The 16,706-nt window shown below is 62.6% G+C and carries 18 protein-coding genes; all 18 read right to left on the bottom strand.

Translation table 11 applies throughout. From position 1 onward, the window contains the following. Positions 1-7 precede the first annotated feature (7 nt). The 18 genes from era to WKW80_RS02180 all read right to left on the bottom strand — a co-directional run bounded on the left by era (position 8) and on the right by WKW80_RS02180 (position 16,664). Positions 8-973, bottom strand: a complete 966-nt coding sequence (gene era / locus WKW80_RS02265; RefSeq protein WP_422822840.1) for a GTPase Era — start codon at positions 971-973, stop codon at positions 8-10. Between the two features lie 16 nt (positions 974-989). Then, positions 990-1,676, bottom strand: a complete 687-nt coding sequence (gene rnc / locus WKW80_RS02260) for a ribonuclease III (RefSeq protein ID WP_340361889.1) — start codon at positions 1,674-1,676, stop codon at positions 990-992. A gap of 5 nt (positions 1,677-1,681) precedes the next feature. Continuing rightward, on the bottom strand, positions 1,682-2,041 hold the full coding sequence (locus WKW80_RS02255; RefSeq protein WP_340361888.1) for a DUF4845 domain-containing protein: 360 nt from the start codon (positions 2,039-2,041) through the stop codon (positions 1,682-1,684). 325 nt (positions 2,042-2,366) lie between these two features. After that, complete coding sequence (lepB, locus tag WKW80_RS02250; RefSeq protein ID WP_340361887.1) at positions 2,367-3,356, bottom strand: signal peptidase I; 990 nt, start codon at positions 3,354-3,356, stop codon at positions 2,367-2,369. A 7-nt stretch (positions 3,357-3,363) separates the two neighbouring features. Continuing rightward, positions 3,364-5,175, bottom strand: coding sequence for a translation elongation factor 4 (gene lepA, locus WKW80_RS02245; protein ID WP_340361886.1), 1,812 nt, complete (start codon positions 5,173-5,175; stop codon positions 3,364-3,366). 522 nt (positions 5,176-5,697) lie between these two features. Then, complete coding sequence (locus WKW80_RS02240; protein ID WP_340362195.1) at positions 5,698-7,185, bottom strand: DegQ family serine endoprotease; 1,488 nt, start codon at positions 7,183-7,185, stop codon at positions 5,698-5,700. A 94-nt stretch (positions 7,186-7,279) separates the two neighbouring features. Further along, on the bottom strand, positions 7,280-8,356 hold the full coding sequence (locus WKW80_RS02235; protein ID WP_340361885.1) for a MucB/RseB C-terminal domain-containing protein: 1,077 nt from the start codon (positions 8,354-8,356) through the stop codon (positions 7,280-7,282). Positions 8,357-8,379: 23 nt separating this feature from the next. Beyond that, positions 8,380-9,066: a sigma-E factor negative regulatory protein gene (locus WKW80_RS02230; RefSeq protein WP_340361884.1), complete on the bottom strand. Its 687-nt coding sequence runs from the start codon at positions 9,064-9,066 to the stop codon at positions 8,380-8,382. A 14-nt stretch (positions 9,067-9,080) separates the two neighbouring features. Next, positions 9,081-9,758: an RNA polymerase sigma factor RpoE gene (gene rpoE / locus WKW80_RS02225; RefSeq protein ID WP_340361883.1), complete on the bottom strand. Its 678-nt coding sequence runs from the start codon at positions 9,756-9,758 to the stop codon at positions 9,081-9,083. Beyond that, positions 9,755-10,246: a hypothetical protein gene (locus WKW80_RS02220; RefSeq protein ID WP_340361882.1), complete on the bottom strand. Its 492-nt coding sequence runs from the start codon at positions 10,244-10,246 to the stop codon at positions 9,755-9,757. Before WKW80_RS02220 ends, rpoE begins: the two co-directional genes overlap by 4 nt. Positions 10,247-10,262: 16 nt before the next feature. Next, positions 10,263-11,510: a beta-ketoacyl-ACP synthase II gene (gene fabF / locus WKW80_RS02215; RefSeq protein WP_340361881.1), complete on the bottom strand. Its 1,248-nt coding sequence runs from the start codon at positions 11,508-11,510 to the stop codon at positions 10,263-10,265. Between the two features lie 94 nt (positions 11,511-11,604). Beyond that, positions 11,605-11,844, bottom strand: a complete 240-nt coding sequence (acpP, locus tag WKW80_RS02210) for an acyl carrier protein (RefSeq protein ID WP_140843300.1) — start codon at positions 11,842-11,844, stop codon at positions 11,605-11,607. Between the two features lie 105 nt (positions 11,845-11,949). Next, positions 11,950-12,693, bottom strand: a complete 744-nt coding sequence (gene fabG / locus WKW80_RS02205) for a 3-oxoacyl-ACP reductase FabG (protein WP_340361880.1) — start codon at positions 12,691-12,693, stop codon at positions 11,950-11,952. Beyond that, positions 12,690-13,649: an ACP S-malonyltransferase gene (gene fabD, locus WKW80_RS02200; protein WP_340361879.1), complete on the bottom strand. Its 960-nt coding sequence runs from the start codon at positions 13,647-13,649 to the stop codon at positions 12,690-12,692. The genes fabG and fabD overlap by 4 nt, the downstream gene beginning before the upstream one ends. Positions 13,650-13,701: 52 nt before the next feature. Further along, entirely contained in the window at positions 13,702-14,679 is a 978-nt protein-coding gene (locus tag WKW80_RS02195) for a beta-ketoacyl-ACP synthase III (protein ID WP_340361878.1), read from the bottom strand. Further along, positions 14,679-15,767, bottom strand: a complete 1,089-nt coding sequence (gene plsX / locus WKW80_RS02190; RefSeq protein ID WP_340362194.1) for a phosphate acyltransferase PlsX — start codon at positions 15,765-15,767, stop codon at positions 14,679-14,681. The genes WKW80_RS02195 and plsX overlap by 1 nt, the downstream gene beginning before the upstream one ends. Before the next feature lie 61 nt (positions 15,768-15,828). Beyond that, the gene (gene rpmF, locus WKW80_RS02185) at positions 15,829-16,011 is read right to left on the bottom strand and encodes a 50S ribosomal protein L32 (protein ID WP_213959550.1); all 183 of its coding nucleotides are present in this window, start codon (positions 16,009-16,011) and stop codon (positions 15,829-15,831) included. 137 nt (positions 16,012-16,148) lie between these two features. Continuing rightward, a complete protein-coding gene (locus WKW80_RS02180; protein ID WP_340361877.1) occupies positions 16,149-16,664 on the bottom strand; it encodes a YceD family protein in 516 nt (171 codons plus the stop codon). Between the last annotated feature and the right edge of the window lie 42 nt (positions 16,665-16,706).

Raw genomic sequence — 16,706 nt, 5'->3', positions numbered from 1 at the left:
TCACAGCCTATTCATAGCCGAAGCTGCGAACCCGCGCCTCATCGTCGGCCCAGCCGGATCGCACCTTGACCCAGAGCTCCAGGAAGACCTTGGCATCCGCCAGCTTCTCGAGTTCGACGCGCGTCTCCATGCCGATGCGCTTGATGCGCTCGCCCTTGTCGCCGATCACCATCGCCTTGTGGCCGTCGCGCTCGACCACGATGGTCGCGGCGATGCGCAGCAGGCGCTTCTGGCCCTTCTTCTGCGGCGGCTCTTCCTCGAACTTGTCAATGACCACGGTAGACGTGTAGGGCAACTCGTCACCGGTCAGGCGGAACAGCTTTTCCCGGACCAATTCGCTCGCCAGGAACTTCTCGCTGCGATCCGTCAACTCGTCCTCGCCATAGAACCAGGGCTGCTCGGGCAGGTATTTCCCGCAGATTCCGAACAGCCGCTCGATGTCCTTGGCGTTCTTGGCCGACATCGGGACGATCTCGGCGAAGTCGTGTTTGGCCTGCATCGTCTGCAGCCAGGGCGCGATGTCGCCGCGGCGATGCACGTTGTCGAGCTTGTTGGCCAGCAGCACCGTCGGAATGCCCTTGCCGAGCAGCTTGAGCACGCGCTCGTCGGCCGGTGTGAAGCTGCCGGCTTCGACCACGAACAGGATCAGGTCCACGTCGCCGACAGCGCCCTGCACCGTCTTGTTGAGCGACTTGTTCAACGCGTTGGCATGCAGCGTCTGGAAGCCCGGCGTGTCGACGAAGACAAACTGCGTCGGGCCGATGGTGCGCATGCCGGTGATGCGATGCCGCGTGGTCTGCGCCTTGCGCGAGGTGATGCTGATCTTCTGGCCGACCAGCGCGTTGAGCAGCGTCGACTTGCCCACGTTGGGCTTGCCGACGATCGCGATCAGGCCGCAGTGCTGGGGTCCGGTGGGGCCAGCGGTGTCCGCCTCGCCGGAAGGCGGGACCATAGCGTCAGTAGCGTCGTTCATGGATTGTGTTTTGCGGTCACGCGCGGCGCGCCTTGAGCCGGATCAACATGGCTGCCGCGGCCGCCTGCTCCCCGGCGCGACGTGAACCGCCGATGCCGCGTTCGCTCAAGCCCAGCTCGGACACTTCGCAGACGACATCGAAAGTTTGCTTGTGCGCCGCCCCAAGCGTGTTGAGCACGCGGTAGAGCGGCAGCTTCATTTTGTGACCCTGCAGCCATTCCTGCAATTCGGTCTTCGGATCTTTTGCCGCGGCTTCCATGCGCGGATTGATCTCGACCGTCTCGAACAGCCGATGCACCAGCGCCTCGGCCGCGCCGTAGCCGGCATCGAGGAACACAGCGCCTATCAATGCTTCCAGCGCGTCGGCGAGGATCGACGGGCGGCCGGGACCGCCGGACTTGGCCTCGCCTTCGCCCAATCTCAGCAATGGCGAAAGCTGCAGCCGCAGCGCGATCTGGTGCAGCGTGTCCTGCTTGACCAGATTGGCCCGCACACGCGAAAGATCGCCCTCGGGCAACTCCGCCAGCCGGCGATAGAGCAAATGCGCAACCGCCAGGTTCAACACCGAGTCGCCGAGGAATTCGAGGCGCTCGTTGTGGTCCGCTGAAAAGCTGCGGTGCGTCAGCGCGAGCTGAAGCAGCCGCGCGTCGACAAACTTGTGTTGTAGGCGCGCCTGCAGCGCAGCATGGCCGCCCTCACTCACGACATTCAGCGCGACTGGCCCTTGTATTTCATCGTCAGGTACGCCGGGCCGAACAGATGGATCTCGCGCTCGTACGAATACGAAACGACCACCTTCTCCCCGACTTTTTCCACGACGATGTCCTTGCCGGTCAGCTTGAAGTCATCGATGGCCTGGGCTCGATCGAAGATCGACCGCACCTCGGGCACGGTCACGCCTTCCTTGGCCTTGTTTGCCGCCTTGTCGATGGCCTGATATTCGACCAACGTCGGAATTACCTGTGCCACCACGACACCCACGCATGCCAGCACGATGGCCACGAACAGGAGCCCGACAAATGAAATACCACGCTGCCTGCTATTTGAAGTCGACCGATATGCCCTCATTCCCACTGTCCTTTGAATAATGTTTCTTGCTCGTTGAAAGGAACCGATGCGGCCGAAGTCATCGAGATCCGTTCATGGTCGAAAGGCCCGCCTCGCACGGTACCGGTCGGGCACCAATCCCTAAAGTGCGAGTCGACGGATTGTCGCGCTCGTCACGCGGCGTGGAAGTGTCTGCCAGTACCTTGCGAATCAAACCGTCGACACTGTAACGACAATTGTCACGATTCGGTAACGAGAAAGTCGGCCATTCGGCATCGATGAGACGGCCGGCAGTACCGCAACACCCGCGACCCGGCTTGCACTCAATGTGCTGCTGGCCCTGCGTTTACTCGAAGCGGCCAATGCGCTTCCAGTTGCCGAAATTCATCCAGACGAAAAACGCGCGGCCGACGATATTCTGGTCCGGCACAAAACCCCAATAACGCGAGTCCGCGGAATTGTCCCGGTTGTCGCCCATCATGAAGTATTGGCCCGGCGGCACTTTGCACACCACACCCTCCACGCTATAGCGGCAATTTTTCTGATCCGCGAACGGAATCACCTCCGCCTCCGACAGGCCGGCACGGCGACTGTCGTTGTTCAGGATCTTGTGCGTCTTGCCGCCAAGCACCTCCTCGAACTGGGGCGTTTCCTTCATATAGGTGTCTCTGTCGTCATTGCTGTCGCCGAAGTAGGGCGGCAACGGCGTCTTGCTGACCGGTTGCCCGTTGATGGTCAGCTTCTTGTTCAGATAGGCCACCTCGTCGCCGGGCACCCCCACCACGCGCTTGATGTAGTCCATGCTCGGCTTTGGCGGATAGCGGAATACCATCACATCGCCACGCGCCGGCGGCGTGCCGTCGGTGATCTTGGTGTTGAGCACCGGCAGGCGCAGACCGTAGACAAACTTGTTGACCAGGATCAGGTCGCCGGTCAGCAAGGTCGGCATCATCGAACCCGACGGGATCTTGAACGGCTCGAACAGGAACGAGCGCAGCAGGAACACCGCGACGATCACGGGAAACAGCCCCGCGGTCCAGTCGAGCCACCAGGGCTGCATCAACAGGCGCCCGTGCGCCTTGTCGTCGACTGTGTCGACCTGGGTGATGCCCTGCTGCGCCAGGCGCACGTTACGCGCGCCCAGCGAGGCTTCGTAGGCGTGCGCCGCCTTCTGGCGTTGTGGCAGGAAGTAGATGCGCTCGGCCAACCAGTAGATGCCGGTGACCACGCTGGCCAGGAACAGCAGCAGCGCGAAGTTGCCTTCGACCGCGCCGGTGTACCAGGCACCGATGTAGCCGACGAACGCGGCGAGGATCAGGGAAGTGAGAAAGGGCATTGGGGGATCAGTCTTCGACTTGCAGGATCGCGAGGAAGGCCTCTTGCGGGACTTCCACAGAACCGATCTGCTTCATGCGCTTCTTGCCTGCCTTCTGCTTTTCGAGCAGCTTGCGTTTACGGGAAACGTCGCCGCCGTAGCACTTGGCAAGCACGTTCTTGCGCAGCGCCTTGATTGTCTCACGCGCGATGATGTTGACCCCGATCGCGGCCTGGATGGCAACGTCGTACATCTGCCTCGAAATGATCTCGCGCATCTTGCTCACCACCGCGCGGCCGCGGTACTGGCTCTGGCTGCGGTGCACGATGATCGACAGCGCATCGACCTTTTCGCCGTTGAGCAGGATGTCGACCTTGACCACGTCGGATGCTCGATATTCCTTGAACTCGTAGTCCATCGACGCATAGCCGCGGCTCACCGACTTCAGCTTGTCGAAGAAGTCGAGCACGATCTCGCCCAGCGGCATCTCGTACGTGAGCATCACCTGGCGCCCGTGATAGGCCATGTTCATCTGGATGCCGCGCTTCTGGTTGGCCAGCGTCATCACCACGCCGACGTACTCCTGCGGCATGTAGAGATGCACCGTGACGATCGGCTCGCGGATCTCGCTCATCTTGCCGACGTCGGGCATCTTCGACGGGTTCTCGACCATGATCACTTCGCCGCCGGTCTTGACCACCTGGTAGACCACGCTCGGCGCGGTGGTGATCAGGTCCTGGTCGAACTCGCGCTCGAGTCGCTCCTGCACGATCTCCATGTGCAGCAGGCCGAGAAAGCCACAGCGGAAGCCGAAGCCCAGCGCCTGGCTCACTTCGGGCTCGTAGTGCAGCGACGAATCGTTGAGCTTGAGTTTCTCGAGTGCGTCGCGCAGCGACTCGTACTCGCTGGCCTCGGTCGGATACAGGCCCGCAAATACCTGCGGCTGGATTTCCTTGAAGCCCGGCAACGGCTCAGTGGCGGTGAAAGCCGCGCCGCCCGTGCCTGGCTTGATCAGCGTCACCGTGTCGCCGACCTTCGCCGCCTGCAACTCCTTGATGCCCGCAATGATGTAGCCCACCTCGCCCGCTTCAAGCGATTGGCGCGGCTCGTTGTTCGGCGTGAAGACGCCGAGGCTGTCGGCGTTGTACATCGCGCCGGAAGCCATCATCTTGATGCGATCGCCTTTCGCAAGGCGGCCGTCCACCACGCGCACCAGCATCACGACGCCGACATACGCATCGAACCAACTGTCGATGATCATCGCGCGAAGTGCCGCGTCCGGATTGCCCCTCGGCGGCGGCACACGCGCAACCACTGCTTCAAGAATCTCCTCGATGCCCATGCCGGTCTTCGCCGAGCATGGAATCGCATCGGTCGCATCGATGCCGATCACGTCTTCGATTTCGGTGCGGGCGTTTTCAGGGTCTGCGTTGGGCAGATCCATCTTGTTGAGTACCGGCACCACTTCGACATGCAGATCGAGTGCGGTGTAGCAGTTGGCCACCGTCTGCGCTTCAACACCTTGCGATGCATCGACAACAAGCAACGCGCCTTCGCATGCAGAGAGCGAGCGACTCACTTCATATGAGAAGTCGACATGGCCCGGCGTGTCGATCAGATTGAGGTTGTAGACCTTGCCATCGAGTGCCTTGTAATGCAGCGCAGCGGTCTGTGCCTTGATGGTTATCCCACGCTCTTTTTCGATGTCCATCGAGTCGAGCACTTGCGCTTCCATCTCGCGGTCAGCGAGGCCGCCGCAACGTTGAATCAAGCGGTCTGCAAGTGTCGACTTGCCGTGATCGATGTGGGCAATGATCGAAAAGTTTCTGATGTGATTCATCAACGGGAACGCTTAAGTACTTGAATTGCCTTGCACGCAGAACGCGTGGGGCAAGAAAAAAGGGCGCGTCTGCTAGAGACGCGCCCTGAACCAACAAGCAATGGCAACTGCAGTAGTTGGAACTTCATTGTAGGCAAAAAGGGGGTCGCGTACATCCGTGAACGGGCTCTTGATGGGTCGTTGCAGGCCAGCAACATTGAACTTATATACATGTTATCCACAGCAGAAGTGGATCACTCTCTTAACAACTTGTGGGTGATCTGTGGAGCACCGGTGGACGGAGGGCTGGAATCTCGCATCGTGGAGGAGCCCTTGCCGCTTATGCGCGACCCTGCGCCAAAGAAGGGCCTATTCTACCGAAAATCATCATTAGCCACATCGAAAGTTAGTGAACGCCAACCAAATTTGCCGCCCATTCGAGGACAAAAAAATTTTCAAACTGCGTCGCTAGCCGGCCGAAAGACCCCAAAAAAGGCCCCAATCCCGACTAACGGATGGGGCCACTTGACGTCTCCGAGGGCCTCAGCGTACCGGCCGGATCAATGCGTACTGTGCCCACTCGCCGCGCCGGAACAGCACACTCACGGCCTTGGACTTGTCGGCCTTGCTGATCGCGCTTTCGAACTCCTTCAGGTTCGCAACTTCCGTATTCGACACCGCAAGAATCACGTCGCCCTCGCGCAATCCTGCCCGCGCTGCGCCTTCAGAGGCCGCTTCGATCTTCACGCCGCCCTTGAGCTTCAGCTCTTTCTTCTGGGACTCGTTCAGGTCGCTCACCGCGAGACCGAGCGACTTTGCTGCGGCAGATGCCGTCGCCTTGGCTGCGGGTTCCTCGCGATCATTGGATGCGCGCTTGGCTGGCTTGTCAGGCTCGATCTCGGCGATGACGACCGTGAGGTCGCGCGACGCACCGCGACGGAACACCGTGAGCGTGCTCTTAGTGCCGGGCTTGGTGTTGCCGACCAGGCGCGGCAGATCGCTCGGCTTCTCGATCGGCTTGCCGTCGAACTTGGTGATGATGTCGCCCGGCTCCACGCCGCCCTTCTCGCCCGGCGAACCCGCCTCGACACTGCGCACCAATGCGCCTTGCGCCTTGCCGAGACCGATCGACTCCGCCACATCCTTCGTGACCTGGTCGATCTGCACGCCGATGCGTCCGCGCGAGACGCGGCCGTTGATACGCAACTGCTCACTCACGCGAATCGCCTCGTCGATGGGGATCGAGAACGAAATGCCCATGAAGCCGCCCGACCGCGAATAGATCTGGCTGTTGATGCCGACCACTTCGCCGCGCATGTTGATCAACGGTCCGCCCGAATTGCCCGGGTTGATCGCCACGTCGGTCTGGATGAACGGCAGGTAGTCGCCGGTGTCGCGCTGCTTGGCGCTCACGATGCCGGCGGTAACGGTGTTCTCGAGGCCGAACGGCGATCCGATGGCCATCACCCATTCACCGACGCGCAGGCGGGTGATGTCGCCGATCCTTACCGCCGGCAGGCCGGTGGCTTCGATCTTCACGACGGCGACGTCGGTGCGCTTGTCGGCGCCCACGATCTTCGCCTTGAACTCGCGCTTGTCAGTCAACGTGACCAGCACTTCGGAAGCGTCATCCACCACATGCGCATTGGTCATCACGTAGCCGTCGCCCGTCAGGATGAATCCGGAGCCCACGCCGCGCGGGCGCTCCTCTTCCTGGGGCGGCTGCTGTGGCCGGTTCTGGCGTGGACCCTGGCGCGGCGCGCCGGGCATCGGCTGGCCGAAGAAACGGCGGAAGAACTCCTGCATCTCCTCGTCCATCTCGGGGCTGCTACCGCGCTGCGCGACCTTCTCGATGGTGCGGATGTTGACCACCGACGGCCCAACCTGGTCGACCAGATCGGTGAAGTCCGGCAGCGTACGGGTCTGCGCCTGGGCTGCGGTCACCGGCAAAAAGGTGGCGCTCGCCGTACCGGCAAGTGCAAATGCCAGCAACGCGGAACGGATACGACTTCCCTCAACCTTGAAAATCATCATGCTTTCTTTCAACTTAAAAGGGGCAACAACAAACAAACCACACGTCTTTATGAATACGGCTCGCCCAATTGGTTCTGCGCCGGGGCCGCGCTCAACGCGTGCGCGCCAATCCCTGGGCAAAGGCCTCGAGAGTTTGCGGCGGTACTTCGCCCACCGCGGTCAGCCACCAATCTCCATCCTTGTCGGATAGCCGCCGTGTCAGCGTGTACGTGGCGCCGAGCGTCAGCACAACTTCCTGCGAGCGGCGTTGCGCATCGTACGGTTCAAGGAACAGCGATACCGACGCCAGCCCGTCCGAGAAAGTCCACTGCAGGGTGTTTTCGGGATTCGCGCTGCCACCCATCGCACGCCGGTAGCAACTGATTGGCTTGAAGCCCGCGACAGGCGTCTTCAGCGTCCAGCCTTCGGACTGAGCCGTGGTGCGCTGCAACTCGGACTTCTCGACCTTGTAGCCGGCCGTGCTCGCCATCATCTGCGACAGCGCATGCATCTTGACCGGCGCGTCGAGCTGAAGCTCCGAGAACGCCGATTGTTCGACCACGTTGCCTTCACCGTCCAGCGTCTGCAACTTGACGACCAGTCCGGAGCGCCGCTCGCTCCACACGCGATACCCGAAGCGCAGCGAATCGCGCGGCACCAGCTGAACGACATCGGCATCGAAGCCGGCCACACGGTCGCGGCCGGTGACGCGGGCGCTGTACAGATCGGCCAGCGTGGAATCCGGTGCGCCCAGCAGGTTCGGGAACAACTCGAGATTTTCGCGGCGCTCGCTCCTGGCCACCCGACTTTCGGGCAGGAATGTCATCACCCGGTCGTTGCGGCGAAACGTCGTGCGTGGCGCACCGGAAAGTGCCTCGATCCGCTCCATTTGCTGGTCGCCCTCGCAAACATGCCAAATGCGCGCGCTCGACAGATTTCCAACTGCGGCCGACACCACAAAGGTGCCGATGTAGCTGCGCTGGCGCGAGGCCGCATGCATCCGCTGCAGCCACTCGACCACGCCCATCGAGGGCGGCGGATCGGCACTCTGCGTTGGCGATGCCGCCTTGTCAGCGGGTGGGGCAACCGGAGATGCAACGCGCGTCTGCGCGAAGGCTGCCTGCCACAGGAAAAGCACGGCCAGCACACACACGGCCCGGCATGCGGACCTCGGTGACATGAAGGTCATGGCGACGAAACGGGGCAGCACGGTCAGCGCGACGGTCCTTCGAAAGTAGCGTTGCGCAGGAATGTCGATGGCATCTGCGATGCGCCGCCCGCCTGCTGATGCGCTGCCAGCAACTCATCGAGCCGGGGGTCCCGCAACATGACCTGCGGACCACCATTTCCGATCTGCACCCGTGTCGGCACGGCCACCGCGCTGGTCGCATGCGGATCCGACGCCGCCAGCACCGAGACCACCGGCGGTTGCTGCTGTCCCACTTGCATCGGTTGTTGCGGCGGCGCCGGCTGGGTTTGCGCGAGTTGGGCGCCCGTCGGCGAGCCGCCCAGCGTACCGGCCCAGTTCCAGCTGATCGCCGCCACCGCCACCAGCGAAGCAGCGCCCGCCACCAGCTTCCATCGGAATACCGGCTCATTGGCTGGCTCCGCACGGCGCGGCAGCGCCCTTGCCGGCGGCACCACGGGCACGGCAACGGCCACCGGCGACTCGTCCGAGAGGCGTCGCTGCAGCTTGGCCACGAATGCATTGCTGTCGCCGCACGGCGCATGGGAACCCGAGCGCAGCACGTCACCGATCAGGTGATAGGTACACCAAGTAGCGCGCGAGTCCTCATGCGCGCCAATTTCGCCGACAGCCTCGGCAAAGTCTTCGCCCTTCAAATGCCCGTCCACCAGGGCGGATACCTGCTCGCGAATACGGTCTGATTGATGATTCATCTCATTCACCCTGCTTACCAACGTTTGCCGGATTGGTTGTCGAGCAGCGGTTTGACCCGCGCCGATATCGCCTCGCGCGCACGGAAAATCCGCGAACGCACGGTGCCGATCGGACAGTTCATGATCTCGGCAATCTCTTCATAACTCATCCCCTCGATCTCGCGCAGCGTGACTGCCTGGCGCAACTCAGCCGGCAGCGCGTCCATGGCGGCCTCGACCGCCCTTGCAATTTCCTGGGCTGCCAACACCGTTTCGGGGGTTTCGTCGGTGGTTGGTTCGTTTGTCGGGCGGTAAGTTTCATCTTCGTCTTCCGAAGATGGCCGCAATGCGCTTTCGGAGACCGTCGGATCGCGCTTCATGTCGACCAGCGCCTTCTTGGCGGTGTTGACGGCAATACGGTAGAGCCAAGTGTAGAACTGGGCCTCGCCGCGGAACTGGTGAAGCGCCCGGTAGGCGCGGATGAAGGTTTCCTGGGCAATGTCCTCGATCAAGTCGACGTCGCGCACCATGCGGCCGATAAGTCGCTCGATCCGGCGCTGGTACTTCAAGACGAGCAATTCGAATGCCTTCTGGTCGCCCGCGACGGTGCGCTGGACCAGTTGGAAATCAACTTCCCCCGGGCGCGGACTCTCCAAGGGATCGGCAATCGAACCCGTCTCGGGTGGCACGGGCGGCGGCGCGGAGGCGGTCATGGAGGGTCTTGCGAAGCGCCTTGGCGCGCCGATGGCTGCGGCGCAGCGGCTGGACCGTCCGGGTCAGGCGACGGGGCGCGCGAATATACCGCACGGCGCAGATTCAGCCATTGATCGGGGGCACTGCGGCGCTCCAGCCATTGCCAGCGGGTGCACTGCTTCGGCGCGGCCAAGCGTACCAGCATCAGGGATTGGAGATCGAGAGCCGGCCACAAGCGAGCTTCGCTGAGGGTCGCGGCCCCGCTCATCTGCCAGTCCCGTCCATTGAAGCGCAACTCGCCGGGGTTTTGCCGCCAATGCTGCACACCGCCGGCAAGTGCAGCCGACAACACGCAGCACACCAGCGCCGCGCCGCGCCAGCCATCGACGCCGATCTGCCAGCACACGACGCCGGCACAGCAAGCGCCAGCTGTCCAGACAGCCATCAGGAGCCGCCCCGCATCGCGCGAACGCCCCACCGGATAGCTCACCGATGGGGCGCTGTGCATGAGAACAACGGAAGACTCAAGAAGCCCGCTTGAACACCAGCGTGCCGTTGGTGCCGCCGAAGCCGAAGTTGTTCTTGACCGCGATGTCGATCTTCATGTCCCGCGCCTCGTTGGCACAGTAGTCCAGGTCGCACGCCGGATCCTGGTTGAAGATATTGATCGTCGGCGGGCTCTTCTGGTGGTGCAGTGCGAGCACGGTGAACACCGACTCGATGCCGCCCGCACCGCCAAGCAAGTGGCCAGTCATGGACTTGGTGGAATTCACCACCACCTTCTTCGCGTGATCACCGAAGGCGTTCTTGATCGCGTTGGTTTCGTTCAGGTCGCCGAGCGGCGTCGAGGTGCCATGGGCATTGAGGTAGTTCACCTGGTCCGCATTCACGCCGGCGTTGGCCAGAGCCATGTTCATCGAGCGCTTCGGGCCGTCGACGTTGGGCGCGGTCATGTGATACGCGTCGGCGCTCATGCCGAAGCCGAGCACCTCCGCGTAGATCTTGGCGCCGCGTGCCTTCGCGCGCTCGTATTCCTCGAGCACCAGCACGCCTCCGCCCTCGCCAAGCACGAAGCCATCGCGATCCTTGTCCCACGGACGGGACGCAGTCTTGGGATCGTCGTTGCGCGTGCTGAGGGCGCGCGCGGCCGCAAAGCCGCCAATTCCGAGCGGAGAAACCGTGGACTCGGCGCCCCCGGCAATCATCACGTCGGCATCCCCATACTCGATCATGCGGGCCGAAAGACCAATCGCATGCAAGCCGGTAGTGCAGGCCGTGACCACGGCGATGTTCGGGCCCTTGAAGCCGTACTTGATCGAGACGTGGCCCGAGATCATGTTGATGATCGATGCCGGCACGAAGAACGGCGAGACACGGCGCGGGCCGCGGTTCACCAATTCGGCATGCGTCTCTTCAATCAGCGGAAGTCCGCCGATGCCGGAGCCGATGTTGCAACCGATGCGAACAGCGTCTTCATGCGACAGGGCCGCGCCTGTGGGCAGGCCGCTGTCGACCACCGCCTGCATGGCGGCGGCCAGGCCGAGGTGTATGAAGCGGTCCATGTGACGCGCTTCTTTCTCGGCAATGTACTTGGTGATGTCGAAACCCTTGACCTCGCCGGCGAATTTGCAGGCGAAGGGACCCGCATCGAAGCTGGTGATGGTGTCAATGCCCGTCTTGCCGGCCAACAAGTTGGCCCAGCAATCCGCGACAGTGTTTCCGACAGGAGCGATGCAACCGAGTCCGGTCACGACGACGCGGCGTTTGGTCATGCCGGCAAACCTTTCTGGGAACGTTGGAACCGTGTCGGGGCGCGCAGGGTGCAGAAGTGCGCCGGAGGGCCCGGACGGTCGTCAGCGAGGCCTATCAGGCCTTTTGATTCTTGGAAGCGTAGTCGACGGCGTTTTGCACCGTGGTGATCTTCTCGGCGTCTTCGTCGGGAATCTCGATGCCGAATTCGTCTTCGAGCGCCATCACGAGTTCCACTGTGTCAAGCGAATCGGCGCCAAGGTCAGCCACAAAAGCCTTCTCGTTGGTCACTTGGGACTCTTCCACTCCGAGTTGCTCGGCAATGATTTTCTTGACTCGTGCTTCGATATCGCTCATTTGGTTCCCTCTGAGGGTTGTAAAGAATCGTTGGATTTTAGCCGGCCGAATTGTGGCATTTGCCGCATCGGCCGTCCGGTGAAAAGCGCAGGCCCTTGCCCTTGCTTACATATGCATGCCGCCATTGACGTGCAGTTCCTGCCCCGTCACGTAGCCGGCGTGCGGCGACGCGAGGAATGCCACCGCATGCGCAATGTCGGCCGGCTTGCCCAGGTGGCCCAGTGGAATCTGGCCCAGCAGTGCCTGCTGCGCTGCCTCCGGGAGCTTGGCGGTCATGTCGGTTTCAATGAAGCCAGGCGCCACACAATTCACGGTGATGGCGCGACTGCCAAGTTCGCGCGCGAGCGCGCGCGTCATGCCTGCGACGCCGGCCTTGGCCGCCGCGTAGTTGGCCTGGCCCGCATTGCCCGACGCCCCGACCACGCTGGTGATGCTGATGATGCGGCCGTAGCGCTGCTTCATCATGGGTTTGATCACGGCGCGCGAAATGCGAAACACGGACCGCAGGTTGGTGTTCAGTACCGCATCCCAGTCGTCGTCCTTCAGGCGCGCCGCCAACATGTCGCGCGTGATGCCGGCGTTGTTGACCAGCACGTGCAGTCCGCCATAGGCCTTCACGATTTCGTCGATCAGCGCCTCCACTGCCGGGCCATCATTGACGTCAAGCGCGCGACCACGGCCACCATGGGCGCCAAGCGCTGCGGTGATCTTCTGCGCGCCCTCTTCCGTAGTGCCGGTGCCGATGACCTTGAGTCCGCGTTGCGCCAGCTCCAGCGCAATCGAAGCGCCGATGCCACGCGTTGCGCCTGTCACCAGGGCAACTTGCCCTTCGAATTGGATGTTGCTCATGCTGTAGTGCTCAACAGGTTTTGGGAGTCGGCAAGCGTCGCTGGATCGTAGACCGAAGCCGCAGCCAGGTCGGGCGCAATGCGCTTGGCCATGCCGGCAAGCACACGGCCGGGACCGCATTCGATGACGGCCGTGACGCCACGCGCCTTCAGCGCCTGGACGCTCTCGACCCAGCGCACCGGGCCGGCCGCCTGCCGCACCAACGCCTCGCGGATGCGGGATGGCTCGGTTTCGACCGCGACGTCGATGTTGTTCAGAACCGGGATCTGGGGAGCCGCCAACTCGATCGTCGCAAGCTTCCCGCGCAATGCCTCGGCAGCCGGCTTCATCAGGCTCGAATGAAACGGCGCCGACACCGAAAGCAGCAACGCGCGCTTGGCCCCGTTGGCCTTGAGCACTTCGCAAGCTTTCTCGACCGCAGCCTTGCTGCCGGCGATCACGGTTTGCATCGGATCATTGAAGTTGACCGCTTCGACGACTTCCGCGCTGCCCGCGCCGAAGCCGGCCGTCGCCTCGGCGCAACCCGCGATGACTTTGGCGGACTCCATGCCCAGGATCGCGGCCATTGCGCCAACACCGACCGGCACGGCCTTCTGCATGGCGTCGGCACGAAAACGCACCAGCGGCGCAGCCTGCGCCAACGTCAGAACACCCGCCGCCACCAGCGCCGAATATTCGCCCAGCGAATGGCCGGCGAGGACAGCCGGCTTCGCGCCGCCCTCGGCGAGCCAGGCACGCCAGGCGGCCACACCCGCCACCAACATCACCGGCTGCGTGTTCGTGGTCAGGCCGAGCGCTTCCTTGGGGCCCTCGTGGATCAGCTTGGCAACGTCTTCCCCCAGCGCATCGGAGGCCTCCTGAAGCGTCTGCCGAACCGCCGCGTGATCACCCCAGGCGTCGAGCATGCCAACGGCCTGCGAACCCTGGCCCGGAAATACAAAAGCGAAGGACGTCATGGTTTTTGTGTCTCCAATCACGCTGAGGCGCCCATTGCACGGGCGCTGCGCACTACAAATTCAATAGCACCGAGCCCCAGGTGAAGCCACCGCCCACGCCCTCCAGCATGCACGTGTCACCCTTCTTCACCTTGCCGCTGCGCACCGCGTCGTCGAATGCCAGGGGGATCGACGCAGCCGAGGTATTGCCGTGCTCATCCACGGTCACGATCAGCTTTTCGCGCGAAAGCTTCAACTTCTTCGCGGTGCCTTCCATGATGCGGATGTTCGCCTGGTGTGGAATGAGCCAGTCGATGTCAGCTTCAGTCTTGCCGGCCTTCGCCAGCGTCGTCCGCGCCGATTCCTCCAGCACGCGCACCGCCAGTTTGAAAACGGCCTGCCCGTCCATGTGCAACAACGGCTTGCCGAGCACTTCACCGCCGGACACGTGGCCCGGCACGCAAAGAATGCCAGCATGCTTGCCGTCGGCATGAAGGTCGCTGGCCAAGATGCCGGGTTCGTCGCTGGCCTCCAGCACCACGGCGCCGGCGCCATCTCCAAACAGCACGCAGGTGGTGCGATCGTTGAAATCAAGAATGCGCGAGAAGACTTCCGCGCCGACAACCAATGCGCATCGGGCGGTACCCGTGCGAATCAATGCGTCGGCCACGGTGAGCGCATAGACGAAGCCGCTGCAGACGGCCTGCACATCGAACGCAGGACAACCGGCAATACCGAGCTTGTTCTGCAGAATCGCGGCCGACGATGGAAACACCATGTCCGGCGTGGAAGTCGCCACGATGATCAGGTCGAGATCGTCGGCGGTGCGACCCGCCGCCTCGAGCGCCTTGCGCGCTGCTTCCAGGCCGAGGTCGCTACTGTTGACGCCAGCGTCCGCGAAATGGCGCGCACGAATACCCGTGCGCTCGATGATCCATTGATCAGACGTTTCTATGCCATGCGAGGCGAGTTGCTTCGCGAGATCGTCGTTGGTCACCCGGCGAGGTGGCAGAAAACTGCCAGTGCCGGTGATACGTGAATATAAGGACATCAAATGTGGATTGCGGCCGCGTCGACGGGCGCCGCCTGCTCTTGCCGCGCAAGAAGCGGCGCGGCATGTGCGATGCGGGCCCGCACGCGTTCGAGCAGGTTGTTGCGAGCGGCATCATAAGCGCGATCAAGAGCGTGTCCGAATGCCACTTCGTCCGCAGACCCATGGCTCTTGAAGACCAGCCCGCGCAATCCCAACAACGCCGCGCCGTTGTACCGGCGGTGATCAAGTCGATTTTTAAGCGACTTTAGAACCGGATAAGAGATGATTGCAGCAATTTTGCTAAAAATACCGCGCGAATACTCTTGCCGCAGGAAGTCGACAATCATCGTGGCAACGCCTTCGGTGGCCTTCAGCGCGACGTTTCCAACGAAGCCGTCGCAGACGACGATATCGGTCGTGCCCTTGAAAATGTCGTTGCCTTCGACGTTCCCGTAGAAATTGAGGTCGCCCGCTTCGCCGGCGATCTTGAGCAGTTGTCCGGCTTTCTTGATGACTTCGCTGCCTTTGATGGCTTCTTCGCCGATGTTCAGCAAACCGACTGTCGGCGAATCATTGCCCGTCAGCGCGGAAACCAGCGCCGATCCGAGTACCGCAAACTGGAGGAGATCCTCGGCATCGCAATCCACATTGGCGCCGAGGTCGAGCACCGTGGTAGCGCCGCCCTTGCTGTTGGGCATCTGGGGTGCAATGGCAGGCCGGTCGATTCCATCGAGCGTTTTGAGCAGATACCGCGCGATCGCCATCAAAGCGCCGGTGTTGCCAGCAGATACTGCGGCCTGCGCGGCGCCATCCTTGACTTGCTGGATCGCGACGCGCATCGAGGAATCCTTCTTCTTCCGCAAGGCAATCTCGATCGGATCATCCATGCCGACCACCTCGCTGGCCGGCACGATGCGGGCGCGGGGATGATTCAGGGCCTGGAGCGCGGCCGGGGCGCCAACGAGCAGCAGCGAGGCATCGGCATGGCGCTCGAGGAATGCGCGACAGGCAGCGAGCGTGACGCGAACGCCATGGTCGCCGCCCATGCAATCGACGGCAAGGGTGATCGCGGCGGGCGCCGAAGGGGGGGCAGCGGACGTGAGCATCAAGACAAAGGCCCGACGCTACAGCAAAGGTAGCTTCGGGCCTTGGCGTCGAAACGGAGGGTCAGGCTTCGGACTTGGTCTTCAGCACCTTGCGGCCACGGTAGAAGCCGTTGGGGCTGATGTGGTGACGCAGGTGGGTTTCGCCGGTGGTCGGCTCGACTGCAATGCCGGGCACGTCCAACGCGTTGTGTGAACGGTGCATGCCGCGCTTGGAAGGCGACTTCTTGTTTTGCTGGACTGCCATGATGGCTCCTGGACTTGAATAGGGTTGGTGGAGGTGCGGGCGACGAACTAACAGTCAAACTAACAGTATCAGCGGCGCGCGAAGCCCACGATTATAGCCCAACCTTGGCGCAAGAGCCAACCCGCCACCCCTTCACGCTACTTCGACTCGCCGCTGCGCAGCTTGCCAAGCACTGCGAACGGATTGGGTCTGGATCCGCCAGCGGCATCGAAATCGGCATCGGCGGCGGACAAGGGCGGTGCGTCCGGACAGACTTCATGGCGAGGCGTGACGGGGATTTCCATCAGCAACTCGTCCTCGATCAGTGCGTGAAGATCGAAATCGCGACTCGCCACCAGGATATCCTCCTCGGACTCCTCATCTTCGATCGCGGCCGTTTCCTCGTCCTCGACAAAGCGAAACCAGCGATCGACGGTCAGCCCGATGTCCACCGGTGCCAGGCAGCGCTGACAAACCAGCGGCACATTTGCGCCGGCAACAAGATGCAGCCACGGTACCGCCGCACCCGTCACACCCGTTCGCTGCTCCCCCTCGGCGGCCCACGTCACTTCGGCCTCGGGTGATGTGCCGGTGGTTTCAGCCGCCAGGCGCGTGAAGGCCAGCAACGGCGTGCGGCCTGACAAGTTGGCGCCGTGCTCGGCAAAGGCGGCCACGTCTAGGCGTTTGGGGACAAATTCTCTGGTCATTGCGGCCAG

This window comes from Variovorax humicola (assembly GCF_037889915.1).
Lineage (GTDB): Bacteria > Pseudomonadota > Gammaproteobacteria > Burkholderiales > Burkholderiaceae_C > Variovorax > Variovorax humicola.
Note: the sequence above shows the minus strand (reverse complement) of the source record. Positions and strands in the feature narration are given on the sequence as shown.